Annotated in this window: 24 protein-coding genes, 1 pseudogene, 1 riboswitch and 1 other annotated feature; of the genes and pseudogenes, 6 read left to right on the top strand and 19 right to left on the bottom strand. The window is 40.7% G+C overall.

Going from position 1 to position 24578, the window contains the following annotated elements:
- Window positions 1-201: 201 nt before the first annotated feature.
- The 4 genes from KFQ09_RS15030 to KFQ09_RS15015 all read right to left on the bottom strand — a co-directional run bounded on the left by KFQ09_RS15030 (window position 202) and on the right by KFQ09_RS15015 (window position 5205).
- A complete protein-coding gene (locus KFQ09_RS15030; protein ID WP_255835793.1) occupies window positions 202-954 on the bottom strand; it encodes an NAD-dependent epimerase/dehydratase family protein in 753 nt (250 codons plus the stop codon).
- Between the two features lie 52 nt (window positions 955-1006).
- Complete coding sequence (locus KFQ09_RS15025; RefSeq protein WP_047945261.1) at window positions 1007-1909, bottom strand: dienelactone hydrolase family protein; 903 nt, start codon at window positions 1907-1909, stop codon at window positions 1007-1009.
- Between the two features lie 130 nt (window positions 1910-2039).
- Window positions 2040-4454 carry a leucine--tRNA ligase gene (leuS, locus tag KFQ09_RS15020; RefSeq protein ID WP_058337255.1) on the bottom strand — a complete coding sequence of 805 codons (2415 nt, stop codon included), beginning with the start codon at window positions 4452-4454 and terminating at the stop codon, window positions 2040-2042.
- A gap of 97 nt (window positions 4455-4551) precedes the next feature.
- Window positions 4552-4773: a binding site (T-box leader), on the bottom strand.
- Between the two features lie 102 nt (window positions 4774-4875).
- On the bottom strand, window positions 4876-5205 hold the full coding sequence (locus tag KFQ09_RS15015) for a DUF4257 domain-containing protein (protein ID WP_008343006.1): 330 nt from the start codon (window positions 5203-5205) through the stop codon (window positions 4876-4878).
- A gap of 426 nt (window positions 5206-5631) precedes the next feature.
- Between KFQ09_RS15015 and KFQ09_RS15010 the strand changes: the two genes are divergently transcribed.
- Window positions 5632-6435 (top strand): YtvA family blue-light photoreceptor, encoded by an 804-nt coding sequence (locus KFQ09_RS15010; RefSeq protein ID WP_007501884.1) that lies wholly within the window; start codon window positions 5632-5634, stop codon window positions 6433-6435.
- An 84-nt stretch (window positions 6436-6519) separates the two neighbouring features.
- Window positions 6520-7219, top strand: a pseudogene (locus KFQ09_RS15005) (hypothetical protein).
- Window positions 7220-7279: 60 nt separating this feature from the next.
- Here the strand turns inward: KFQ09_RS15005 and KFQ09_RS15000 are convergent.
- From KFQ09_RS15000 to KFQ09_RS14965, 8 genes are all read right to left on the bottom strand, one after another.
- Window positions 7280-8590, bottom strand: a complete 1311-nt coding sequence (locus KFQ09_RS15000) for an ABC transporter permease (RefSeq protein WP_058337253.1) — start codon at window positions 8588-8590, stop codon at window positions 7280-7282.
- Window positions 8580-9278, bottom strand: coding sequence for an ABC transporter ATP-binding protein (locus KFQ09_RS14995; protein ID WP_007501890.1), 699 nt, complete (start codon window positions 9276-9278; stop codon window positions 8580-8582). The genes KFQ09_RS15000 and KFQ09_RS14995 overlap by 11 nt, the downstream gene beginning before the upstream one ends.
- A gap of 21 nt (window positions 9279-9299) precedes the next feature.
- Window positions 9300-10283, bottom strand: coding sequence for an ABC transporter ATP-binding protein (locus KFQ09_RS14990; RefSeq protein WP_255835791.1), 984 nt, complete (start codon window positions 10281-10283; stop codon window positions 9300-9302).
- Window positions 10277-11155 carry an ATP-binding cassette domain-containing protein gene (locus tag KFQ09_RS14985; protein WP_007501894.1) on the bottom strand — a complete coding sequence of 293 codons (879 nt, stop codon included), beginning with the start codon at window positions 11153-11155 and terminating at the stop codon, window positions 10277-10279. The genes KFQ09_RS14990 and KFQ09_RS14985 overlap by 7 nt, the downstream gene beginning before the upstream one ends.
- Window positions 11148-11540 carry a GntR family transcriptional regulator gene (locus KFQ09_RS14980; RefSeq protein ID WP_017358353.1) on the bottom strand — a complete coding sequence of 131 codons (393 nt, stop codon included), beginning with the start codon at window positions 11538-11540 and terminating at the stop codon, window positions 11148-11150. Before KFQ09_RS14980 ends, KFQ09_RS14985 begins: the two co-directional genes overlap by 8 nt.
- 17 nt (window positions 11541-11557) lie before the next feature.
- Window positions 11558-11737, bottom strand: a complete 180-nt coding sequence (locus KFQ09_RS14975; RefSeq protein WP_008342991.1) for a hypothetical protein — start codon at window positions 11735-11737, stop codon at window positions 11558-11560.
- Window positions 11738-12004: 267 nt separating this feature from the next.
- Window positions 12005-12337: a hypothetical protein gene (locus KFQ09_RS14970; protein ID WP_144684188.1), complete on the bottom strand. Its 333-nt coding sequence runs from the start codon at window positions 12335-12337 to the stop codon at window positions 12005-12007.
- A 140-nt stretch (window positions 12338-12477) separates the two neighbouring features.
- The gene (locus KFQ09_RS14965) at window positions 12478-12753 is read right to left on the bottom strand and encodes a YtzC family protein (protein ID WP_008361717.1); all 276 of its coding nucleotides are present in this window, start codon (window positions 12751-12753) and stop codon (window positions 12478-12480) included.
- A 152-nt stretch (window positions 12754-12905) separates the two neighbouring features.
- Between KFQ09_RS14965 and KFQ09_RS14960 the strand changes: the two genes are divergently transcribed.
- On the top strand, window positions 12906-13871 hold the full coding sequence (locus KFQ09_RS14960) for a tRNA modification radical SAM protein MnmL/YtqA (RefSeq protein ID WP_046344271.1): 966 nt from the start codon (window positions 12906-12908) through the stop codon (window positions 13869-13871).
- On the top strand, window positions 13868-14446 hold the full coding sequence (locus tag KFQ09_RS14955) for a tRNA 5-(aminomethyl)-2-thiouridylate-methyltransferase MnmM (RefSeq protein ID WP_046344273.1): 579 nt from the start codon (window positions 13868-13870) through the stop codon (window positions 14444-14446). Before KFQ09_RS14960 ends, KFQ09_RS14955 begins: the two co-directional genes overlap by 4 nt.
- Window positions 14447-14466: 20 nt before the next feature.
- On the opposite strand, the gene KFQ09_RS14950 is transcribed toward KFQ09_RS14955, so the two are convergent.
- The 3 genes from KFQ09_RS14950 to KFQ09_RS14940 all read right to left on the bottom strand — a co-directional run bounded on the left by KFQ09_RS14950 (window position 14467) and on the right by KFQ09_RS14940 (window position 17363).
- Entirely contained in the window at window positions 14467-15243 is a 777-nt protein-coding gene (locus tag KFQ09_RS14950; protein ID WP_035702113.1) for a sporulation protein, read from the bottom strand.
- 231 nt (window positions 15244-15474) lie between these two features.
- A complete protein-coding gene (locus KFQ09_RS14945; protein ID WP_255835790.1) occupies window positions 15475-16554 on the bottom strand; it encodes a tetraprenyl-beta-curcumene synthase family protein in 1080 nt (359 codons plus the stop codon).
- A 29-nt stretch (window positions 16555-16583) separates the two neighbouring features.
- Entirely contained in the window at window positions 16584-17363 is a 780-nt protein-coding gene (locus tag KFQ09_RS14940) for an alpha/beta hydrolase (RefSeq protein ID WP_007501904.1), read from the bottom strand.
- 45 nt (window positions 17364-17408) lie between these two features.
- On the opposite strand from KFQ09_RS14940, the gene KFQ09_RS14935 reads away from it, so the two are divergent.
- Window positions 17409-17924, top strand: a complete 516-nt coding sequence (locus KFQ09_RS14935; protein ID WP_008342977.1) for a gamma carbonic anhydrase — start codon at window positions 17409-17411, stop codon at window positions 17922-17924.
- Between the two features lie 141 nt (window positions 17925-18065).
- Here the strand turns inward: KFQ09_RS14935 and asnB are convergent, their stop codons facing one another.
- Complete coding sequence (gene asnB, locus KFQ09_RS14930) at window positions 18066-19964, bottom strand: asparagine synthase (glutamine-hydrolyzing) (protein WP_047945244.1); 1899 nt, start codon at window positions 19962-19964, stop codon at window positions 18066-18068.
- Between the two features lie 148 nt (window positions 19965-20112).
- Window positions 20113-21315 carry a methionine adenosyltransferase gene (metK, locus tag KFQ09_RS14925; RefSeq protein WP_008342973.1) on the bottom strand — a complete coding sequence of 401 codons (1203 nt, stop codon included), beginning with the start codon at window positions 21313-21315 and terminating at the stop codon, window positions 20113-20115.
- Between the two features lie 196 nt (window positions 21316-21511).
- Window positions 21512-21646, bottom strand: a riboswitch (SAM riboswitch).
- 226 nt (window positions 21647-21872) lie between these two features.
- On the opposite strand from metK, the gene pckA reads away from it, so the two are divergent.
- Window positions 21873-23459 (top strand): phosphoenolpyruvate carboxykinase (ATP), encoded by a 1587-nt coding sequence (gene pckA / locus KFQ09_RS14920; protein WP_007501908.1) that lies wholly within the window; start codon window positions 21873-21875, stop codon window positions 23457-23459.
- A gap of 40 nt (window positions 23460-23499) precedes the next feature.
- Here the strand turns inward: pckA and KFQ09_RS14915 are convergent, their stop codons facing one another.
- Together KFQ09_RS14915 and KFQ09_RS14910 are read right to left on the bottom strand one after the other, a co-directional pair.
- Window positions 23500-23742 carry a DUF2584 domain-containing protein gene (locus tag KFQ09_RS14915; protein WP_003217584.1) on the bottom strand — a complete coding sequence of 81 codons (243 nt, stop codon included), beginning with the start codon at window positions 23740-23742 and terminating at the stop codon, window positions 23500-23502.
- Between the two features lie 39 nt (window positions 23743-23781).
- Window positions 23782-24576, bottom strand: coding sequence for an alpha/beta hydrolase family protein (locus KFQ09_RS14910; protein ID WP_017367901.1), 795 nt, complete (start codon window positions 24574-24576; stop codon window positions 23782-23784).
- Between the last annotated feature and the right edge of the window lie 2 nt (window positions 24577-24578).

Below are 24578 nucleotides of genomic sequence, written 5' to 3'. Positions count from 1 at the left end.
ATCACGCCCTTTCTTTGTAAGCGTTATCATTTCGTCTGAACATAAGCTGCAGCCTTTGACGATATCGTGATTAAAATGTAACAAACGGGGAAGAAAGCGTCTATAATCATCATGACAGACCACAGAGATGATCATGCCATTCGTGCTTTTAGCCTCATCAATGAAAAGAAAAAGATCATGAGCTAATGTCATGATTATGCCCTATGCCTGATCGTTTTCTTTCAGAATTTCTGCCGTATTGACATCTGGCCTGTAGCCTAACTCCTGCTTCGTTTTCTCAGTAGACCAAGGTTTTCCTTCGTTTTCTGATACGGCATAATAAGTCCCGAATGGAACGTCCGTTTCGATGGCAGCCTTGATCATGCCGAAAAGGTCTTCATGTGAAAGAAGCGTTCGTTTCGTTCTTTTTTTGGTGTGCAATCCTTCCATCTCATCTGTCACGACGGTTCCAATTCTCAAATTGATGACAGACATACCTGTTTGATCGTGAAACAAACGCCCAAGCTGTTCGGAAGCAAATTTTAAAATGCCATACACATTTTTCGTTGCTGGTACATCATCAGTCGTAATTTCTCGCCCTAGTAAGGAGTGACCATCTTTTTCATAGCGATCTGTCACATGATTACTGCTTGCAAAAATGACTTTTGGAATGCTTAACCTGGTCGCTGAACGAAACATATTATACGTGCTTATCCAAAACACCTCATTCATTTTTGCAAACTCCTTTTCATTCATCACATCATGCGTCATGTCTATGTTTAAAAGATGAATGATCACATCTGTATCTCTTGGAATGGCTTGAAACAACTCCTCTTCAATTGCCGCATTTGCCATGATGACTTCTTCTACACACCTTGTTTGATCAATGATGGTCAGGTCATACTCCAAAGAGAGCTCTTTAGTTAATAAACGTCCGATGACACCACATCCGCCAATCATGGTGATTTTTTTCATCTGTTTCCTCCTTCATCTTCTATCGGAGTAGTATGTCCATGCCGTCTATTGATTACAGCCACTTTTTCAAAAAACGTGTAGCCTCGTGGCGCATAGCAGCCGTTTCAAAATGACCTGCATGTAGACCTATAAGCTGATAACGTTCCTTTAAGGAAGCAGCTTGATAGGCTTGACTTAATGTCTGTTGAATTCGTCCAACACCTTCAGCAGGTGTAAGCTGATCATGCTTTCCAACTAAGCTTAAATGCGGTCTTGGGAAAATCATTTCTTGGATGTCAGCTGCTGTAAAGTGCTTAGCTAAGCTCGGTACATAATAGTAAAAACCGTGTCTATCTAAATGATTTGTTTCAATCAATGTGTGATGATCAACCTGTGCGCAAAGATCCACACACACACTGACCCTCTCATCAAGTGCTGCCGTCCACCATGAAAGAAGGCCGCCCATTGACATCCCAAAAACAGCTAAACGCTCTGGAAGCACATCAGAGCGGGACAGCAAATAATCAATTGCACACATGCTCTCATACAGCATCATGCCCCACATCACTTTTCCTGTTAACAGCATTTCTTTGAAAATTTCACTTTCTGTTCTCCCCCTTCTTTCACCAAATCCCGCATGATCAATCGCCAACACACTATAGCCTTTTGAAGTGAATTCTTTTGCGTATGAAGGCGCTTGCAAATAATGAGCCCCCTTCAATAACTCTTCTTTCCCATCCACATAATTCCCACCATGAGAATGCTGGAACAAGACAACAGGCCTTTTTTTCACTGTATCTTTCGGCTTCACAAAATAAGCCGGAACTTCCTCCACCCCATGAATAGAGAGAATGAGTGTTTCTACTAAGTACGATTCACGTTCCTCAATCTTTAACGTATACGCCTCTACACGATGGCGCTCCGGCATTTCCCCTAATAAACTGAGCAGTTGTTCACGTTTGCTTTCCTTTTCCATTGACGTCACTCCTCATTTTCTTGATCAACTTGTTAAATACGAGATTGATGGAGGAATTACCTTGTTTTCGACAAAATTATGTCCCGGGAAATAAACAACACCCATCGGCTGATACCGATGGGTGCGTTCATTAGTTTGCGACAATATTGACAAGTTTTCCAGGAACCGCAATCACTTTACGGATTGTTTTCCCTTCAAGCTGTTCTTTTATCCGTGCATCATTTTTCGCAAGCTCTTCTAGCTGCTCTTTTGTTGCATCAGCAGGAACCGTTAATTTTGCTTTCACTTTTCCATTTAGCTGTACGACAATTTCCACTTCATCATCGACAAGTTTTGACTCATCATATTGCGGCCATGCTTCATAAGAAATAGACCCTTCATGACCAAGTTTATTCCAAAGCTCTTCCGCTACATGCGGTGCAATCGGAGAAAGAAGTTTCACAAATCCTTCTGCATATTCTTTCGGCAGTGTGTCAGCCTTGTATGCATCGTTGATGAACACCATTAATTGTGAAATCCCAGTATTGAAACGTAAGCCTTCATAATGATCTGTTACCTTCATGACGGTTTCATGGTAGCTGCGCTCTAATGCGCCGCCAGATTGCTCTGTCACTTTATCACTGATGGAGCCATCTTCATTTGTAAACAGACGCCATACACGATCTAGGAAACGACGAGCACCATCAAGACCTGTTTCAGACCAAGCAATCGACGCATCTAAAGGTCCCATGAACATTTCATACAGTCTTAATGTATCTGCACCATGAGATTCTACGATATCATCTGGATTGACAACATTCCCTTTTGATTTACTCATTTTTTCATTATTTTCACCAAGAATCATTCCTTGGTTGAACAATTTCATGAACGGTTCTTTTGTTGGAACAACACCAATATCATACAAGAATTTATGCCAGAATCGTGCATATAGCAGATGAAGCACAGCATGTTCTGCTCCACCAATATACACATCAACCGGAAGCCATTTCTTTAGCTTTTCAGGAGATGCAAGTTCTTCTGTGTTATGTGGATCAATATAACGTAAGAAGTACCAGCAGCTACCTGCCCATTGTGGCATCGTATTGGTTTCACGGCGTCCTTTTTTACCTGTCACTGGATCGACGACCTCTACCCAATCTTTAATATTAGCTAAAGGTGATTCACCTGTTCCGCTTGGCTTAATCTCAGTCGTCTTAGGCAAAATCAGTGGAAGCTCTTCCTCTGAAACAGCTGAAGATGTTCCATCCTCCCAATGAATAATTGGAATTGGCTCTCCCCAGTAACGCTGACGGCTGAACAGCCAGTCTCTTAAACGATAAGTGACTTTCTTTTCACCTTTTTGATGTTCTTCCAGCCATGCAATCGCTTTTTCAATTGCTTCTTCTTTCCCTAAGCCGTTTAAGAAATCAGAGTTGATGTGCTTTCCATCACCTGTGTAAGCTTCTTTGTCAATGTCTCCACCTTCGACAACCTCTTTGATTGGAAGATCGAATGTTTTGGCGAATTCATAATCACGCTCATCATGAGCAGGAACTGCCATAATCGCTCCAGTGCCATATGTGGCTAACACATAATCTGCAATCCAGATCGGCATCTTTTCCCCATTCAATGGATTGATGGCATAAGCACCTGTGAAAATGCCCGTTTTCGTTTTAGCAAGATCTGTTCGCTCTAAGTCACTCTTAGATTGAATTTCTTTGATATATGCTTCAACTGCTTCTTTTTGAGCAGCTGTTGTAATTTTTTCAACTAGTGCATGCTCTGGAGCAAGAACGGCATATGTTGCACCAAATAGTGTATCAGGACGTGTTGTAAACACAGTAAACTGTTCGTCATGTCCTTCTACTTCGAAGTGAACATGTGCACCTTCAGAACGTCCAATCCAGTTGCGCTGCATGTCTTTGATGCTTTCAGGCCAATCAATGTCTTCTAAATCTTCTAACAGCCTGTCCGCATATGCTGTAATTTTTAGCATCCATTGCTTCATTGGACGTCTTTCAACAGGATGCCCTCCGCGCTCACTTTTCCCATCAATGACTTCTTCATTTGCAAGGACTGTACCGAGTGCTGGGCACCAGTTTACAGGTACTTCATCAATATACGCCAATCCTTTTTCGTACAATTTCAAGAAAATCCACTGGGTCCATTTATAATAATTCGGATCTGTCGTGTTAATTTCTCGATCCCAATCATACGAGAAGCCCAATGATTGAATTTGGCGGCGGAAATTATTAATGTTCTCTTCTGTAAATTCAGCTGGATCATTTCCTGTATCCAGCGCATATTGTTCCGCTGGAAGACCAAATGCGTCCCATCCCATTGGATGAAGAACATCGTATCCCTGCATACGTTTCATACGTGATAAAATATCCGTTGCTGTGTATCCTTCAGGATGCCCTACATGAAGCCCTGCTCCTGATGGATAAGGAAACATATCTAGCGCATAAAACTTTGGCTTATCTTCCGAGTCAGATGTGGCGAATGTTTTATGTGTCAGCCAATAATCCTGCCACTTTTTTTCAATTTCCCGATGCTGAAAACTCAATGTGAAAACCTCCTTTAATATGTACGGCTTTATCTGCTCAGATGACCACTGCAAGAATTCAGATTTTTCTAAAATCAACAAAAAACCCTCATCCCTGGAAAGGGACGAGAGATTTTTTGGTTCCCGCGGTACCACCCTTGTTAGCGTCATGAACTGTTCATACGCTCACTTAATATCTTTAACGCAGACATGCGACAGAAGCTTTAACGCAACTGCAACTCTGAGGCGAGTTCAGAAGCAGATTTGATTGACTTTCACCAGCCGTCAATTCTCTAAAGACAAATACTGCTTTCCTACTACTCCTCTTCACTGTTCTTATCGTAACCGTCATCTAAGTAGTATTTTATAGAATTATGATCATAAGTGCAAGCAGGTTTGTATACAATGGGAATGTACCCTAGACTAGGGTAAAGTGAGGATATTATTCGTGTGGAGATCGGTTATGACGGTTGGAGCCTGCATCCTGTGAACGTTCTTCTCTCACAAAATCGAAGCTTCGCAGAACTGCTTCTCCTCCGTAACCTGAAATAATGGATAAGATGATCAAGTGCAGACTAGATTCGGGATTTGAGGATAAGACAAGCAGTGTAGCAGCAATCATCCCAACGAGCCAATCTTCAATAAACCCTAGATAAATAAACTTCTTTGTCATTCTGGGCTTCTCTAGCCTGCCTTTTTTCTTTACGTGACCGAGAATGCCCATGACCCCTCCAATGGCGCAAGCAATAATGACTTGTTGCAGCATTTTCATCACCTTCCTAAAGCCCTTAGAATAGTAAAGCGACTTCAGGCTGTCCAGCCCCCTGTAATGCCATTCTGCTGTTCCGTCATAATCCATGTAAAAGGTCTATTCTCTCTAACGAAGAAAAAAAGCTTGTTTCTTCCATTATATGTGAATGACCCAAAAACAATCTTGATGCATTGGAATCATTTTCACCTAATCCATATTAACTATTTTTGTCATTTTATGAATTATCCTCAAATGATCCCTTCTTTTTCTAATGAAAAGTCTCCTTACTTACTCTATTCTAATGGAGGACAAACTATGATGACAAATTTAACAAAGCGATTGCAATCATTGAAACAGAACATATGTTATGTTACGTTTAAAAAGAATTCATTTGGTTTCAAAAAAAACCATCTTAAATGTCTAATAGTAGCAGCAAAGGAGGGTAATATGGTCAGCTCGAACATCTTCGGATTGCAAAAACAGCTTGAACTCATAAAAAAAGCGCTGGATCATGCGCGGATTGGTGTTGTCATTACAGACCCTTCTTTAGAGGATAACCCTATCGTTTATGTGAATCATGGCTTTACACAAATGACTGGATACAAACCAGATGAGATTCTTGGACGTAATTGTCGATTCCTCCAAGGAAAAGACACAAATCAAGAGCAACTTGCCTTAATACGTCACGGAATTCAAAACAAAACACCTATTACCACACAGCTCAAAAATTATAAAAAAGACGGTACTTTTTTTTGGAATGAACTCAATATAGATCCTCTATACATTGAACAAGATGACAAAACATTTTTTATTGGCTTTCAAAAGGACATTACAAAGCAGAAAGAATATGAACAACTCCTAGAAGATTCCTTACAGGAAGTCACCTCTCTGTCGACGCCAATTGTCCCAATCAAAAATGGTGTTTCCGCTCTTCCACTCATCGGAAAATTATCAGAAGAACGCTTTGATGCCATCGTCGCGAAGTTAACTTGTATATTAGAAGATTCAAAGGATGATTATTTAATTGTCGATCTTTCTGGTTTAATCGATGTCGATGATTCCGTTGCAGCGCGAATTTTCAAACTGCATCACCTGCTGAACTTAACTGGAACTGAACTCATCATCACTGGGATCAAACCACAGCTTGCGATGAAAATGAAAGACTTAGATACAGACTTCCAGAATACGATCACTTACTTAACAGTAAAAGAAGCAATCAAAGGATTGCCATTAGCTGAAAACCCTGTATAAACAGGGTTTTTTTAATTGAACCGCTCCCCAAAATGGAAAAATGAGGTATGATAGGTATAAATAGCGATATAGGGGGGCTGCCAGATGATGATGTTACTCATCATAGGTCTTTTATGTATTTGTTTCGCCATAGGATATGCCGTCAATTTCTTATTACTTAAACACCAAAATCAACAAATCTTTTCAAAAAAAACTCTTCTATCCTTTTTTGACCATTGGTCTTGTTTTTTCTATTATGTCATTACCGTTTGCCGGCACAGGTGCTCCGAAAGCACAAGCAGATCCATCTTCTGAACAGCTGCTGAAAGAGCAAAAACAATTAGCATCTGACCTTTCTCGTCTAAAGGAAGACAAAGAAACGCTGACGGCCTCTTTAGACGACGTGACCAAAGAAAAAGAAAAGCTATCCAAGAAATTAGAAACCATCACCTCCGAAAAGAAGACAGTCAAACAGCAAGAAAAAACCATCCATGAGCTTGAAGAGAAAATAGACAAGCTAACCTCTACAAACGAAACACTCAAAAAAGAACACCAGAAAGTAAACAAAGACACCACGTCATCGGCCCAGCGATCTGCTCCTAAAGATGATGGGTCGAATACTGGCGGTCATGAGTCACAAAAAGAAACAAAAAAAGAATCTGCCGCCTGTAATATTAAAGGAAGTGTCAACGGCATATATCACACACCGAGCAGCAGATACTACTCACGGACAAAAAACGTGACCAAAATGTTCTGCTCCGTAGAAGAAGCTGAGCGTGCAGGGTACCGGGCACCAAAGCAATAGACATCTTTTGACGATAAAAAAACCTCCTGTCAGCCCAATATAGGTACAGGAGGTTCTTTTTTAAATTTCTCTTCTTAGTGCTGTTAATACATTCGTTTTTGTCGCCTTACGTGCTGGATTGAGTCCAGAAATAATGGCGACTCCTGCACTAATCACTGTTGCTGTGACCACAAGGCTTAGCGGAATATAGGAGAAGGTGATCGAGAATTGATCACTGGATCCCCCTTCAGACATGGAAGACAAAATCGCTGGAATGATTAAATTCACTGCAAAACTAACGATGTACGAGATGATGATCCCGATGATCGATCCAATCACTCCAATATAAGCACTTTCCATGAGGAACATTCGCTTAATAATGGAAGGATTCGCACCGATGGCTTTCATGATCCCAATCTCTTGTGTCCGCTCTGTTACGGCCATTGTCATCGTATTGAAAATGCCGATCGCCGAAATAATGACCGCAATACATCCAACAAAGATGAGTCCAATTTTAAAGACTGTAAAGAACATATCCATTCCTTCAAGCTGATTCGTCACAGAGATGACTTGATAGCCGTCATCTGTCAGCTTATCTGTGAGCGCACCGACATTGTCGAACTTATCAGCATAGACAGACGTCATTTTTTCGACATTTCCAGCATCAGGAGACAGATCGAGCACTTGACTAAATTCTTTTTCATAAGCATTCGGAATAAGAATTTTATGATCCTGCTGCCACTCCAAATTCGGTTTCTTCAATACACCGACGACACGGAAATCGAACGTCTTTTCTTTCACCACTTCATTTTCTTCATTCAGTTTTGGCACCTTGATTTGAATGACTTTGTTTAAAATTTCCTTCGTATAGCCTTTTGGCTCTTCCGGTGTCTCTTCACCATTTGATGTCTGATTCATTTCTTTTTCATAGTCTTTTCGTTCTTTTTCCGTCCAAAGTTGTTCTGCCATATGATACCCAACCACAATTTCATTCGCCGATGTTGGGACTTTTCCACGGTCTAGTTCAAGACCTGCCTCTTTTTCTTCTTTCATATCTGTCAGTACAGCCTGCGTATCACTTGAGCGATTATCGAGCTCGACGTGAACCGATGGAATGATTGACGTTCTTGCAACGACAGATTTCGCATGATCATATTTCTTTAGATCGTCGACCTTGACGTCCCCTTTTTCTTTGCCTAACACTTTAATTTCTGTGATGATTTGTTGTTTCATGATTTCATCTTGAGCCGATTTTTGCAGACCAAAACCAACCGACGCTAGAACGATTAAGAAAGAGCATGCCATTGTCGTTGCAAGTATGGTCATAAACACACGCAATCTATTTTTCTTCATATTTCTTCTGATGAATTTGACCTGATCTCTAAATTTCAATGGACTGATCCCCTTTCTTTAATACACCATCATGAAGCTGGAACGTTGTGTCTGCGATTGAAGCGACTTCATCGTCATGTGTAATGATGACAAATGTAATTCCTTTTTCACGATTAAGCTGCTGGATAAAGGCTAGAATTTCGCCTTCAGTTTCTGAATCCAGACTGCCTGTTGGCTCATCCGCTAAAATAATAGACGGATTAAGGATCAATGCTCTTGCAATACTCACACGCTGCTGCTGTCCACCTGACAGTTCATTAGGATAATGTCCTGCGTGATGTTCCAGTCCAACTCGTTTCAGCATTTCCTTTACTTTCACTTTTCGTTCAGACGGTTTCACACCTTTTAAAGTGAGCGGAAGTTCAACGTTCTCATATGTTGTTAAACTCCCGATCAATTGAAAGCTTTGAAAGATAAAGCCAAAATGATCTAACCGAAAGTCTGCCCATTCTTTCTCATTAAAACCGGTCACATTGGTGCCATCAACCATAATTTGTCCGCTTGTTGGCGTAATATATCCCGATATTAAATTCAGTAAAGTTGATTTCCCCGAACCGCTTCGTCCGACGATACATGCAATTTCGCCTCTTTTAATAGACAAGTCAATGTCTTTGAGCACAGGAATCTCGTTCTCCCTACCTTTTTTCCCAATTTTAAACACATGATCTAACGATTGAATTTGAATCATCTCTACTCCCCTGCTCTCTGTTTATCTTTTTCGATAGATTAAGAAATAACTCGTCAGTGCGCCTACAGCTCCACCGATGCACATACCAACAAAATATCCAACTAATGAATCTGAGGAGAAACCAACCCAGCCAAACCCTAAGACGCCAAACACGATCACCATAATTTGAATTGGGCGATCCATTATTGAATAAAGGAAGAATCGGCCATTTCGTTCAATTGGATGTTTAATAAAGCTAAACAAGCCAATAAGGTAAAATAGCAACATCATGACAATTGGAACGATGTATTCTTCACGATTGAACCAAAGCGGATATTCCTGATAAAAACGGTTAGCTGTAATATAAGTAATGGGGGAAATGGGCGTGATCAAGAAATTAAAGATTTTATCCAGCCACATCCCGCTTGTTTTAAAGATAAAATCTAAATGAAGGATTGGTAAACCAATCACTAAGTAAGGTAAAATAGCTGTACTAAATCCAACGATTGCTTGAGAAATAGCACTCCCTGTTAAAGCACCTGCTGCAAAAAACAAACTATAGATCATCAAGGCTGACAACAGTGCAGAAACATAAAGACTGTTAAATCCAGGTGTCTCTATTGGCCCAAGACCTAATTTTAATAAATAAATGAGAAGGTATGAAACAGCATGAACACTTGCAATAATTCCAGCACCTAAGAAAAACTTTGTGTGAAAGATGGAACTTCTACTAAACGGCAAGGATACGGTAAAGTCCAACTGCCCTTTATTTCTTTCAAATCCTAGCTGAATCACAGCAAAAAATATGCCCATGACCCATGAAAGTGAGAGAAATGCGTCCGTCTTAAAAATATAAGTGAATGTTGTTGTATCCATTAGACAGTCTCGGTTATTCAAACAATCTTGAAAGGTTGAGTACTCCATTAAGAGGGATAATGGCGTCGCAAAGATTGCAACAAGCATCACTAAAATGAATGTCAGCTCAGACTGCTTCCATTCCTTATATAACAATTGCCGCTTTACCATCTGCGTTTCCCTCCAAACTTTGCAATGAATACTTCTTCTAAATTTACAGGCAGTTCATGCCAGACTTTTGGTTCAAGCGATTTCAAATACTCTTTTGCTTCTTCATCTGTTTTGAGTACAAGTGCTGTATAGAACACACCCGCTTGATCTAAGATGGCAACGCCTTTTTTTCTAATACTTAAGTTCATATCCTCTTCAAATGCCATCTGGATTTTAACGTAGTCATTCTTTAATTCATCTAAATCCATAACACTTGTGAGCTGATTTCCTTCCAAAAACCCGATTCGGTTACACATACGCTCAATATCCTCTAAACGGTGCGATGTAATTAAAATCGTTGTTTGTCGTTCTGCCACCTCGTCAATCATCAGCTGAAGAACGTCATTTCTTGTGACTGCATCAATCCCGTCTGTCGGCTCATCTAACAAAATGACTGCTGGTTTGATGGCAAAACTTAAAATGAGAGACAGCTGTTTCTTTAAACCTGTCGACAATTCACGGTATTTCACTTTTTCCGGAATCTCATACCGGTTCACAAGCTCATTGGCATATGTCACGTCAAACTTTGGATACAGTTGTTTTAACAGCTTCACAAGCTGTCCATAATTGTACCGGTCAAAGTAGGGATTTACGACTGGCATATACACAATATTTTGCTTCACTAACGGGTGGTCTTTTACGAGTACATCTTTAAAATAAATCTCTCCTTCATCTGGAAGAAGGATTTGCTGAATCAAGCGAAGAAGTGTTGTTTTACCAGAGCCATTCCGGCCAAGCAGACCAAAGATCTCTCCTTCGCCTATCTTGAAGGAAACGTTGCTGAGTACTTCACGTCCATTTAATTTCTTTGATACATTTCTGACCTCAATCAACTTGGTTTCCTCCTTTTAGACTTGAGCCGATCTCCTCCAACCACTCTTTGAGTTGATGAATATCAATACCGGCATAATGAGCTTCAATAATGAGTTGCCTTAATTGCTCCTTCATCTCTAACACCTTCCCTTCATTCAGCTTTAACTGTGCACCTTCTGTCACATACGTTCCACGGCCTCTTAATGTTTCAATAATTCCTTCCCGTTCAAGCTCTTTATACGCTTTGCTGACGGTGTTTGGATTCGCAATAATAATGGTGGCAAGCTCTCTCACAGAGGGCAGTTTGTCACCTGGTTTCATCACGCCTTTTAAGCACAAAATTTTTAACTGCTCAATGATTTGTTCATATATTGGTGCAGCGCTTCTTGGATCTATTTGAATCATGATGGCTCCCTCTTTTCTCATTCATGCTTTTGCAGTCCTATCGCTTGATCATGTCCTTGCATTAAAGGGACCGAATTTGGAATGAAATCTTTTTGAACTTCAAAACCAATGAAAACGAGAACGAAAAAAAATGTACATGCTAACGCAACAGCCAGCACCATCCACTTTAAATTGATTGGTTTTTTTTCTTTTTTCATGGTTAAACACCTTTCTTCACGTTTAAGTGTCTATAGTGTATTAGTTGATATAGTACACTTAATACAATATAGACACTTGATTGAAAAGTCAAGGGACTCTAGAAAAAAATAGGCAGACGAACCAGATAAAATTTACGAAACTACTCAAAAGCATTCGTGAAGTCAGGTTTGCTTCTGATTTAGGGTGTTCAACACGTTCATCACTTTCATAATCGCCTGAAAAAGTGCATAATAAAAGACCCCGAATATTGAGGTCTCTACAATGTTTTAATTAGATACTATTCCTTTGTTTTTGGACTTGCTTTTGAACAGGATTAGCACCCACCATACTAATAAAAATATATAGCCTATAACTGTAAAGATAGACCAAACTGCCCCCTGTCGCAATTGACTAAATAAGTGTTCAAATTCATTCATTCCTTCTACTCTACCAATGCTATTTATCAGGCTAATCATCGGAATTGTAACAGTAAATACAATGGTTAGAATGGACAATCCCCTTTGTTTATTTTTCACAACACTGAATATTGCGGTTCCTAATGTTGCTAAGAAAAACAAGTAATATAATGCCCAAAACCAATCAGGAAGAGTCACCCACATTTCTTCTACCCCTTTGAAGATATTTGCAATTTCTCTATATAACATACTTTAACAGAATAAAAACCTATGACAAATATATATCCAAAAACAACGAAAACAGCCAAAAAATAAAACAGACCCTTAAAAGAAGGATCTGTTCATCATTCGTTATCGTATGAAATACCCAAAATCATTTGGTTTTGCAGACTTTGAATTTGTACACGCGTTCTGTCTAAACGTTCTCTTTGCTGATCATTGGCGACATCTTTTAACTTTTCTAATTCATTCACTGCATCCTCTAGCATGAGTTGTGCTTTTGAAAATTCTTCCTCGTTATAATGTTCTTGGCGAGAGCTCAAATCAAACTGTTCGCTTGCAAACTCGAGAGTCTCAGTGCTTTTTTGGACAAATTCATCGATTGATTTTCTTGTTGCCATCTTGCCATCCCTCCATTTCATCATTGCTCTCGCCTATTTTGCCCACGTAAAGCTTTTTCACTAAAGAAAATGTTGGACAGATTCAATTGTCCTCTTTCGTGATTTTTGTTAAACTTTAAGGATGCCTATTATTATGCAAGGAGGTTACTGACTTGGATCAGCATAACCCTTTTTTATATTCAAACAGCGAAAAACGTTATCACACATGGAATTATCATTTGCGTGAGCACTTTGGTCATAAAGTATTTAAAGTCGCATTAGACGGTGGCTTTGATTGTCCAAACCGTGATGGTACTGTCGCACATGGAGGTTGCACATTTTGCAGCGCAGCAGGATCTGGTGATTTTGCAGGGAACCGTGCGGATGATCTCATCACTCAATTTAATGAAATCAAGGCCCGGATGCATACAAAATGGAAAGACGGAAAATACATGGCGTATTTCCAAGCTTACACAAATACACATGCGCCGCTGCCTGTTTTAAAAGAAAAATACGAAACCGTTATGAATCTGGATGGAGTGGTTGGTTTATCGATTGCCACAAGACCTGATTGTCTGCCAGATGACGTCGTGGAATATTTAGCTGAGTTAAATGAGCGGACGTATCTATGGGTTGAACTTGGTCTACAAACTGTACATGAGCGGACAGCGATGCTCATCAACCGTGCTCATGATTATGAATGCTACGTAGAAGGTGTAGAAAAACTGCGAAAACATGGCATTCGGGTCTGTTCACATATCATCAACGGTCTTCCTCTTGAAAACCGAGATATGATGATGGAAACAGCAAAAGCTGTCGCTGATTTAGATGTGCAAGGAATTAAAATTCATCTACTTCACCTGTTAAAAGGAACACCGATGGTAAAGCAATATGAGAAAGGCAAACTAGAATTTCTCAGCCAAGAGGAATATGTCCAGCTTGTCTGTGATCAGCTGGAGATCCTGCCCCCAGAAATGATTATTCATCGTATTACAGGCGATGGTCCCATTGAATTAATGGTAGGTCCAATGTGGAGTGTGAATAAATGGGAAGTGCTCAATGCCATTAATGCTGAGCTTGAAAGACGTAACAGCTACCAGGGCAAACGCTTCATCAGATTGGAAGAAGCGGCAAAATGATTTTAAAACGGATGCTCCCTTTTAGTAAAGAACTGTTAGAACGTGCATGTCAAAAAGGCGATATTGTCATTGATGCAACGATGGGAAATGGCCATGATACACGCTATTTAGCTGACCTTGTCGGGAAGGATGGACAAGTTTTCGCATTCGATGTACAGAAGGAAGCCATTGAGCAAACAAGCAAAAGACTTGGTGAGCACTACCCTTACGTTCACCTGATCCATGACGGACATGAACAACTTGCTGAGCATCTGCCAGCCGAAGCTTATGGTCACATATCTGGTGCAGTGTTCAATCTTGGGTACTTACCAGGAGGCGATAAAACCGTCACGACTCAGGCCCATACGACCATTGAAGCGATCAACCAGCTCATGGATTGGCTTAAGCCTGGAGGTCTGATCGTTCTTGTGATTTACCACGGTCATCCCGAAGGAAAAAAAGAGAAGGACATCCTTCTTGATTATTGCAAAACACTCCATCACGAAGAAGTACAGGTGATCTCTTATCAATACATGAATATTCAAAACGATCCGCCCTTTGTGGTAGCCATCGAAAAAAAACTCAAATCCTCTTAATGGATTTGAGTTTTTTTTATTTAATAAGCGTATTGGTCAATGATTTCTTCAAGCACTACTTCCAGCTCTTCTACATCTGCAAGCTCTGATTGAGTAAAGCGGACACGTACAAGCTGTTCTCCGTCATTATACATTTCTTCCAGCCAGCCACGCAGCCCTCTTGCTCTACGGTCGACTTCAAAAATGATATCTAACCCCTCTTCATCAATGAAGAAAATCACCTCTAACTCATCAAGCATTTGACGATAATAGTCGGAAGTCGGTATGAACTCAAATTCTTGAACAAAGGGAAGGCGGCGCCTAAAATAAGGTGCTTCTTCGCAGTCTGCTTCATGAAGGTGAAAGCCTAAGTTTCCAACAGCTTCAAGCACACGATTCACCCAAGGGTGTGCGTTTACAAAAATGCGGTCATGATCAAATTTATCAATACCACCTTGAATATCAAGGTCTGTCACAACAGCAACCTCTACTTTACCTACAGTCATTGGTGTATCAAGAGGAAGGTGAAACGAGAATGTAAACTGCTGAGCTTCCCCAGGCTGAATCGTGAATGATTCAGTCACTCGGACAGAATGGATGGTTGTGTGTTTTCGTTGCTCTTCATCATCTTTTACAATGGTGTACCATGTTTTCAACTTTAAATCAATATAGCGGATATCTTGAGGCACTTTTCCGCCCTTCACATGGACTGTTCCCTTTACTTCTTCTCCCGGTTCATACGCATCTTTCTCCAAAATTGTATCCACTTTTGCTGCACCGATTCCTACACTTGCTGCAAACTTTTTAAAAAATGACATATTCAACCTTCCCCTTTTTTAAGTTTTTCAACAAATATACGTCATAAGGAGTAGATACGATTCATTCAATTCATACTTTTCTCCTATTTTTCGTACACTAAGAATAATATCGGCAGCAAATAAGAGGATTGTAATCATAAAAGAACTGTACATGGTCCAAAGCGAAACAGTTCAAAACAAAAAAGCTTGTAGAAAAACATTTTCTACAAGCTGATGAGCTTATTTTATACGTTAAGAAGATTTCATCCAAGGCATTTTCTGATAGGTGCGATAGGCTCTGCCATTGATATAGAAAAAGAACGATGTTTTCCCGCTTGATTTGATCAACCGCTTTGCCAGCTTGTTCATCTCTTTTTGGGCTGTCACTTTTTCATCAGACAAATAGACCGCAAGTAACCCTCTATTGATTAGTTTGTGAAAATTCTCGTGTGGAATGCCTTTCAGCTGTTCATCCGCTTTTTCAATAAAATGCTGTAGTCTATCCATCATCTCATGATGAGAATTGTAGTACGAGCAAAAATTCAAATCGCCTTCCAGCCTGTCCTCTTCTTGGTCGATTAAATAGTCCAGTAAGATGTGCAGACCTTGGATATAAGGGAAATAGCTTTCGTAAATTTGCTTCGCCTGCTTCTCTGTAAAATCAGGCTGCAGTGCATAAGCCACAAGACAGAAAATACCCAGCGTTGATCCTGCACATGCGGAAAACTCATACCACTCCATCTTTGGTAAATCCTTTTCATACTGGCGGAACCATGACTCTAATCGAGGTTCACGCTCATGAGGAACCACATGCTTATGTACTTGTAAATCACTATAATAATCACACAGCGTATGTAAATAGGGCTGAATGATCGGATAATGCGCTAGACGTGACAGCACATCTTGGCACGTCCTGACTAGCGCATGCAGGTAACCATGATCCTCTTGATCATCACGGAATTGATAATACGGCTTAAGCTCCGCATGAATATCGAGTGCATCTCTCATTGCCTGATGCAGCATATGAAAATCCTTTGGATCAAGTGATGTACTGCGGTCACACAAATTATCTAAGTAATCGCTAATCGTTTGGTACGCCACAATGAATTCAATACACGTTTCCTTCGCTTCACCTGCAAGCAGAGATAAAATTCCCCCGCCTTCACAGTGAAAGGTTTTACTGGATATGCTCGCTAGTGCCTGCGTTCTCAGTTCTTCGTTTTCAATCATTTCTGCATAAGCCCGCCACTTTTTTAGCTCCTGATGAACTAGCGGAAAAATATCTTTATACACCTTCGTCATCAGTGCAAAAGGACGTTCTGGTACTGACAAATCAATCCACCCCCAACTTAAGCTCACAATCAAATATATTGATCAGTAAAGGCTCTTGCCGCCTTAAATACTTCTTCTCGCTCGGGCTCATTAAAAATTTCATGATAAAGCCCTTCCCATTCACGGTATGATTTATTGGTTGATTCAATGCCATTGAACCATTTCATCACTCTTGTTTTATCTACAATCTTGTCATCGCCTGCCTGCATGAGCAGGAGTGGAATCGACCGAAAAACATTCGTAGGCTGCATCGCCGCATCGATATTTTTCACCAGTTCTCGATACCAGCGAACCGACACCTTCGTCACATAAAGCGAATCATTCGAATCTGCCTCTATCACATCTTGATTCCGCGTGGCAAGTTCAATCGACAGCCCAGATTCGACTTTAAAAGACGGCGCCAGCACATTTAGCCCTTTTGACGCAAAATCCATCAGCTTCTTCGGTTTAAATTGCAGACCTAAACAAGGTGATGATAAAATAAGGCCATCAATCTTCGTATGGGTATACTGCTTGAACCATTCAATCGAAATCAGTCCCCCCATACTATGTCCAAGTAAAAATGTCGGAAGTCTGAACGACTTCGCATGTTCAATCCATTCATCGACTGTATCAATGTATTCTTGAAAAGAACGAATGTGGCCTCTCGCACGTGTCGATGTCCCTTGCCCAGGCAGGTCACCCATGACGACGTGATAGCCTGCATTTCGCCACATTTCGATCAGCCATTTATATCGGCCATGATATTCACTAGCACCATGTACAATGACAATTGTACCAACCGGTCTTTCAGCATGCCAAGTCCACAAAGTAAACACCTCACAAATGTTGTATTAAGAAAGGAAGTCGAAAAAGTGATTTATCCATATCATCAGTTTACACCTGAGATTCATGAATCGGTCTTTGTTGCAGAAAATGCCACCATTACAGGTGATGTCACAATTGGAGAATATTCAAGCGTTTGGTTCCAAACGGTCATTAGAGGCGATGTAGCTCCTGTGAGAATTGGAAAAAACGTCAACATTCAAGACTTATCCTGTCTGCATCAAAGTCCTGGAAAAACACTTCTGATTGAAGATGGTGCTACCATTGGACACCAAGTCACATTACATAGCTCTATCATTCGAAAAAATGCCCTCATTGGCATGGGATCCATCATTCTCGATGGTGCGGAAATTGGCGAAGGAGCCTTTATTGGTGCAGGTAGCCTTGTCCCGCAAGGAAAAGTCATCCCAAAAGGTTCACTTGCTTTTGGCCGTCCAGCCAAAGTCGTTCGCCAGTTAACAGATGAAGATATCCAAGACATGGATCGTATCCGCAGAGAATATGTAGAAAAAGGACAATACTATCGTTCCCTTTTATCGCGTTAACATCATACATGTATCTTCACTTTATCATGTTTTTTTCAGGATATTAAGCAATAACTGTGTACCGCTTGTTATTTTACCCTTTTCCACCACTTTCTATCATGACAAAAAAGGTTTTCAGCACAAAGCTGAAAACCTTTTTCATTAGCTAAAAATAACTTCTTTCGGCTGGTGATTCAACTGCTCTGGATCAATGCTGCGCTCTACATAGATGCTATGCCAGATCATAAAGATCAGGACAGTCCAAATCTTACGGCTATGATCGGCTTTTCCAGCACAATGATCATTTAATAAATCAAGAACATATGCCTTGTTAATGTATTCATCTGTTTGACTGTTTTTAATGATATCTTTCGCCCAAGCGTTCATCTCATTTTTCAGCCAATGACGAATTGGCACAGGGAAACCTAGTTTTTTACGGTTTAACACATGGTCTGGTACAATGCCTTCTGCTGCTTTACGCAATAAATATTTCGTTGTGCCGTCTTTCGTTTTCAGCTCTTCTGGAATTTTAGAAGCTGCTTCAAATACGACCTTATCAAGGAATGGAACACGAAGCTCAAGAGAATTCGCCATTGTCATCTTATCTGCTTTCAGCAGGATATCCCCGCGCATCCACGTATGAATATCAACATATTGCATTTTGTTAATATCACTGTAGCCTGCACTTTCTTCGAAGTATGTTTTCGTCACGTCACGATACGTGATGTTCGGATCATACTGCTTTAAGAGGTTTTTCTTCACTGGCTCTTCAAAGATTTTTGCATTGCCGATATAACGTTCCTCTAATGGCGTACAGCCGCGAACGATAAAGCTTTTCCCTTTCATTCCTTCTGGCATTAAACGAGCCAGACGAAGAAGAAGCTTTTTCAGCATGGATGGTACAGATTCAAAAGGCTTTAGAGATAGCGGCTCACGATAAATATTATATCCACCGAACAGCTCGTCTGCTCCCTCACCTGAAAGAACAACTGTGACTTGTTTTTTCGCTTCTTTTGCTACGAAATACAATGGAATCGCCGCTGGATCAGCCAAAGGATCATCTAAATGCCAGACGATCTTTGGAAGCTCATTCATATATTCCTCAGGAGAAATCACAGCACTAAAGTTTTGCAATCCCAGCTTATCAGCTGTTTCTTTTGCTACATCCACTTCACTGAATCCATCCTGCTGGAAACCAACAGAGAATGTCTTCAGTTCAGGGTGAAATTCCTTTGCGACCGACACGATGAAAGAAGAATCGATCCCACCTGATAGGAATGAACCAACAGGCACATCACTTCTCATGTGGACTTTTACAGAATCATAGATAGCATCACGTACTTCTTCTACTAATTTCTGCTCTTGTGTTTGTTCAGGTTTGAATTGAACTTTCCAGTAAGTCTTAAATGCAATGTCTTGGCCTGGACGCAGTGTAAACTGATGACCTGGCTCAACTTTGTGCACTTTTTGATCAAGTGTATTTGGCTCAGGAACGAACTGAAAAGACATATACTGCTGCAAAGCAGTCTCATCAAATAAAATGTTCTCATTCACAGCCATTAAGCTTTTGCGTTCAGAAGCAAAGTACACTTGGTCATCCAATTGTGTAAAATAGAGCGGTTTAATGCCGAAAGGATCTCTTGCGCCATATAATAACTGCGCTTCTTTATCCCAAATTAAAAATGCAAACATCCCGCGAAGCTTCGATGCCGCTTCTTCTTTATAGTGGCGATATGTGGCAAGAAGGACTTCCGTATCAGAATCTGTGCTGAACGTATAGCCTTTTTTCACAAGCTCTTCTTTCAGCTCCACATAGTTATAAATTTCTCCGTTGAAAATAATCCAATATTTTTCATCTTCATAAGAAAGCGGCTGCTTTCCGTGTTCAACATCTATAATACTTAAACGTCTAAATCCAAATCCTACATGCTCATCATGAAAGTACCCCTCATCATCCGGACCTCGATGAACGATGAGACGATTCATTTGCTTAATTAACTCTTCCTGCTCAGTAGTTTCGGACAATGGACGGTGATTAAATACACCAACAAACCCACACATATTATTGCCTCCACGTTATGTTATTTCTTAAAAGTAGACCTATAATTAGACAGTATTTTGTCCAATTTTGTTTCACATTTTTACGCTTTTTGTAGAATTTTTTTTAATCAAAAGGAAAACCGCTTAAAATAAGCGGTTTTGTATGTTGTTATTCTCCTAATGCTTCCTTGCGAAGCGTGTCGGCTTTATCCGTTTTTTCCCATGGAAGATCCAAGTCATGACGGCCAAAATGTCCATATGCAGCGGTTTGTTTATAGATCGGACGACGTAAGTCAAGCATTTTAATAATGCCGGCTGGACGAAGATCAAAGTTTGCACGTACCACTTCAATTAATTTCTCTTCAGAGGCTTTTCCTGTTCCAAATGTATCAATTGAAATGGAGACAGGCTGTGCAACACCAATTGCATAAGCAAGCTGTACTTCACATGAATCTGCAAGACCAGCTGCTACGATGTTTTTCGCTACATAGCGAGCCGCATATGCTGCAGAACGGTCAACCTTCGTTGCATCCTTACCAGAGAAAGCACCGCCACCGTGACGAGCATACCCGCCATAAGTATCAACGATGATTTTACGTCCAGTTAAACCAGCATCCCCTTGAGGTCCACCGATGACAAAGCGGCCTGTTGGGTTGATGAAGTATTTTGTTTCTTCATCGATCAGTTCACTTGGAACGACAGGGCGGATGACATGCTCTTTTAAGTCGCTTTGAATTTGTTCAAGCGTCACTTCTGGTGCATGCTGTGTAGAAATAACCACCGTATCAATACGAACTGGTTTGTTTTGTTCATCATATTCAACTGTTACTTGAGTTTTTCCGTCTGGACGAAGGTATGCAAGTGTTTCATTCTTGCGTACTTCTGTTAAACGGCGAGATAATTTATGTGCAAGAGAAATCGGCAGTGGCATAAGCTCTTCAGTTTCGTTGTTTGCAAAACCAAACATCAAACCTTGGTCACCTGCACCGATCGCATCAATTTCTTCTTCAGTCATTGTTCCTTCACGTGCTTCAAGCGCTTTGTCTACACCTTGCGCAATATCAGCAGACTGTTCATCAATTGATGTAAGAACCGCACATGTTTCCGCATCAAAACCATATTTCGCACGTGTGTAGCCAATTTCCTTAATCGTGTCACGCACCGTCTTTGGAATGTCGACATAAGTAGACGTTGTAATCTCACCGCTTACTAATACGAGACCGGTTGTTACAGAAGTTTCACAGGCAACACGTGCATTTGGATCTTTCTTTAAAATTTCATCCAAAATGCTGTCTGAAATTTGATCACAGATTTTATCTGGATGTCCTTCGGTCACTGATTCTGAAGTAAATAAACGACGATTTTGACTCATAATGGCTATTTCCTCCTGTACAAGACCACATCATCCCAAGATGAGGCCTCCAATATGATACGGAACTCGTTCCCTCTTATATTTCAACATGTTTATATTAGAGATGTTATTGGCAATTTGTTCATATGATATCCCAAAAATAAAAAAAACCATTTCCTTCATTGCGAGGAAAGGGTCTGAGATCGCATGCCTTTCACTCTTATCGCTCAAGGTGTTCTTGTACCTTGCATCAGGTTAGCACCTTGGTTTCTCAGCATGTTCATGCCTTTTTCATAAGAAACCGGTTGCTGGGCTTCATCGGGCCTGTCCCTCCACCAACTCGGGATAAGAGTATCCGTTCAATAAGATATCTTATCTTAAACCCTTGCGTCATGTCAATGGTTCATAGGAATTATCTCCCCTTTTTTTCACCTCATCATTAGCATCACCAAAAAGCATATTTTCATAGCAGAAATGAAAAAACACACACAAAAATGTTTAAATAGTATAGACTATTATTATCAATGTGTTATACTAATCAAAACAAACAAATTCAACGGTAAAGGAAGGGTTTTTTTATGAACTCAGTGGATTTAAAAGAAGATTTGCAGTCATTGCTCTCATTAGAAAATACGCACCAAAATTTATCTGTTCCGAAACTTGTTGAAAAGATTTTGGCACGTAATGAAGGCGTTTTAACTTCAACTGGTGCTGTCCGCGCCACAACGGGTGCCTACACTGGACGTTCGCCTAAAGATAAATTCATCGTAAAAGAAGAAAACTCTGAACATAAAATTGATTGGGGTCAAGTCAATCAGCCGATCTCGAAAGAGGCATTTGATCGTTTATATACAAAGGTTGTGTCATACTTAAAAGAACGTGATGAACTATTTGTCTTTGATGGTTTTGCAGGTGCTGACGAAAAATACCGTATGCCCATTACAGTTGTAAATGAATTCGCTTGGCACAATCTCTTTGCAAAGCAGCTATTCATCAGACCTGATGGATCAACACCATCATCAAACGAAAAACCTTTCACCATCTTATCTGCACCTCACTTTAAAGCAGATCCTGAAACAGATGGCACAAACTCTGAAACGTTTATTATCGTTTCTTTTGAAAAACGGACGATTCTGATCGGTGGAACAGAATATGCAGGAGAGATGAAAAAATCCATTTTCTCTGTTATGAACTACCTGCTTCCTGAACAAGATATTTTATCAATGCACTGCTCTGCTAACGTCGGTCAAGAAGGCGATGTTGCTTTATTTTTCGGCCTTTCAGGTACTGGAAAAACGACGCTTTCTGCAAGTGCAAGCCGAAAGCTGATTGGAGACGATGAGCACGGCTGGTCTAACACAGGTGTCTTCAATATTGAAGGCGGATGCTATGCAAAATGCGTAAACTTAAGTGAAGAAAAAGAACCACAAATTTACAAAGCCATCAGCTTCGGATCAGTGCTTGAAAATGTAGTACTTGATGAAGAAACACGTGAAGCAGATTATGATGACACATTCTTTACTGAAAATACACGTGCGGCTTACCCAATCGAAATGATTGATAACATCGTGAAACCAAGTATTGCAGGTCACCCATCTGCCATCGTCTTTTTAACAGCTGATGCATTCGGCGTTTTACCTCCAATCAGCCGTTTAACGAAAGAACAAGCCATGTACCACTTCTTGAGCGGTTACACAAGTAAACTAGCGGGAACTGAGCGTGGCGTGACGTCACCAGAAACAACGTTCTCTACTTGCTTTGGTTCACCATTCTTGCCACTTCCTGCTCATGTCTATGCTGAAATGCTTGGTAAAAAAATCGATGAGCACGGCGCAAAAGTATTCCTTGTGAATACAGGCTGGACTGGCGGCGGCTACGGTACGGGCAAACGAATGAATCTTGCTCATACAAGAGCAATGGTGCAGGCAGCGATCGAAGGAGATCTTGACAACGCTGAAATGATCACTGACGACATCTTCGGATTACACATCCCGCTTCATATTCCAGGAGTGCCAGATGAAGTGCTTCAGCCTGCTAAAACATGGGACGATCAAGAGGCTTACAAAGAAAAAGCAAACTTCCTTGCAAATGAATTTAAAAAGAACTTCAAAAAATTCAGCCATGCAGCAAGTGATATTGAAGCAAAAGGCGGACCACTCGTCTAATCAAAAGGAAAAAGCTGAGGGAATGAATCCCTCAGCTTTTTTAGTTCGTTGAATGCAATGACACAAGACGGTACGTCACCTTCGTGACATTGTCTGTGAGCTCCAGCTTTTCAACATGTGCTGTCCCTGTTTTTTCTCCGTCTTTCGTTTTACGCACCTCAAGCGGAATATTTAATGGATAAATGCGGTACCCTTCCTTCATGAGCTCAAACACATTTTCTTCAATTCTTGTCTCTTTTCCTTTTGTGACAATCATTGTATTAAATTCAACAGGCATTCCCATAATGAAAATCCCCCTACTTTCTATATTTCTTTCTACCGTTTATTTTACCACATTTCCGCCTTTTCGGCTGTGCATCCATGTCGTCAGCCGTCTGACAATCTCCCGGTTATGCTGTGGTGGGAAATAATGATGATATCCGTGAAAATACCATGTTTCCACAGACTTACCATGCTGACGCAGTGCATCTTCTAATAAATACGCATGCTCAATGGATACATTCTCATCCAGCTCCCCATGAATGATTAGGACAGGTGCTTCAATTTGGTGCACATGATTCAAAGGCGTTCTAGCCTCATATGCTTCTGGTACCTTATGCGGAGGACCTCCTATCACACGCTTCATCATTCTTCTCATATCCACACGTTCTTCATAGGTGAGCTTCATATCACTTACGCCTCCCCATGTCACAAAGGAAGCGGCCTCATGCTTCATTTCAACAGCGGTCCATATGCCCATAATTCCGCCACGGGAAAAACCAAAGATATGAATGCGCTCCTGCTTCACCTTTTGATGATGTTTCAACAGCTGAAATGCAGCAAATGCATCTTTCCGATCTTCTCCGGCAAAATCCTCGTTCCCTTCCCCTCCTTGATTCCCTCGGTAGAAGGGCGCAAAGACGACAAACCCTTGCGCAGCAAATTGCACAATTCGGCCAGGTCTAACCATTCCCACATTTTTAATGCCGCCGCGTAAATATAAAAAACCGTCATAGAGACCTTCTCCGGCCGGTTCAGCGAGCAGCCCCTTCATTCGAAGTCCATCGGCCTCATATGTCACTGTATATAAGTGAATATGCGGATGTGGCGACGGAAACCTTCTCTTTTCCACAATCACTT

The organism is Bacillus sp. FS02, from assembly GCF_024398395.1.
In the GTDB taxonomy this organism is placed as follows: domain Bacteria; phylum Bacillota; class Bacilli; order Bacillales; family Bacillaceae; genus Bacillus; species Bacillus altitudinis.
The sequence above is the reverse complement of the archived record's forward strand: the minus strand, read 5'-3'. Positions and strand labels throughout refer to the sequence as shown.

Coding starts and splice junctions, on each gene's coding strand:
- KFQ09_RS15030 (WP_255835793.1), bottom strand. CDS start 954: ATGAAAAAAATCACCATGATTGGCGGATGTGGTGTCATCGGACGTTTA.
- KFQ09_RS15025 (WP_047945261.1), bottom strand. CDS start 1,909: ATGGAAAAGGAAAGCAAACGTGAACAACTGCTCAGTTTATTAGGGGAA.
- KFQ09_RS15015 (WP_008343006.1), bottom strand. CDS start 5,205: ATGAAAATGCTGCAACAAGTCATTATTGCTTGCGCCATTGGAGGGGTC.
- KFQ09_RS15010 (WP_007501884.1), top strand. CDS start 5,632: ATGGTCAGCTCGAACATCTTCGGATTGCAAAAACAGCTTGAACTCATA.
- KFQ09_RS14995 (WP_007501890.1), bottom strand. CDS start 9,278: ATGATTCAAATTCAATCGTTAGATCATGTGTTTAAAATTGGGAAAAAA.
- KFQ09_RS14990 (WP_255835791.1), bottom strand. CDS start 10,283: ATGGTAAAGCGGCAATTGTTATATAAGGAATGGAAGCAGTCTGAGCTG.
- KFQ09_RS14980 (WP_017358353.1), bottom strand. CDS start 11,540: ATGATTCAAATAGATCCAAGAAGCGCTGCACCAATATATGAACAAATC.
- KFQ09_RS14975 (WP_008342991.1), bottom strand. CDS start 11,737: ATGAAAAAAGAAAAAAAACCAATCAATTTAAAGTGGATGGTGCTGGCT.
- KFQ09_RS14970 (WP_144684188.1), bottom strand. CDS start 12,337: ATGTGGGTGACTCTTCCTGATTGGTTTTGGGCATTATATTACTTGTTT.
- KFQ09_RS14965 (WP_008361717.1), bottom strand. CDS start 12,753: ATGGCAACAAGAAAATCAATCGATGAATTTGTCCAAAAAAGCACTGAG.
- KFQ09_RS14955 (WP_046344273.1), top strand. CDS start 13,868: ATGATTTTAAAACGGATGCTCCCTTTTAGTAAAGAACTGTTAGAACGT.
- KFQ09_RS14950 (WP_035702113.1), bottom strand. CDS start 15,243: ATGTCATTTTTTAAAAAGTTTGCAGCAAGTGTAGGAATCGGTGCAGCA.
- asnB (WP_047945244.1), bottom strand. CDS start 19,964: ATGTGTGGGTTTGTTGGTGTATTTAATCACCGTCCATTGTCCGAAACT.
- metK (WP_008342973.1), bottom strand. CDS start 21,315: ATGAGTCAAAATCGTCGTTTATTTACTTCAGAATCAGTGACCGAAGGA.
- pckA (WP_007501908.1), top strand. CDS start 21,873: ATGAACTCAGTGGATTTAAAAGAAGATTTGCAGTCATTGCTCTCATTA.
- KFQ09_RS14915 (WP_003217584.1), bottom strand. CDS start 23,742: ATGGGAATGCCTGTTGAATTTAATACAATGATTGTCACAAAAGGAAAA.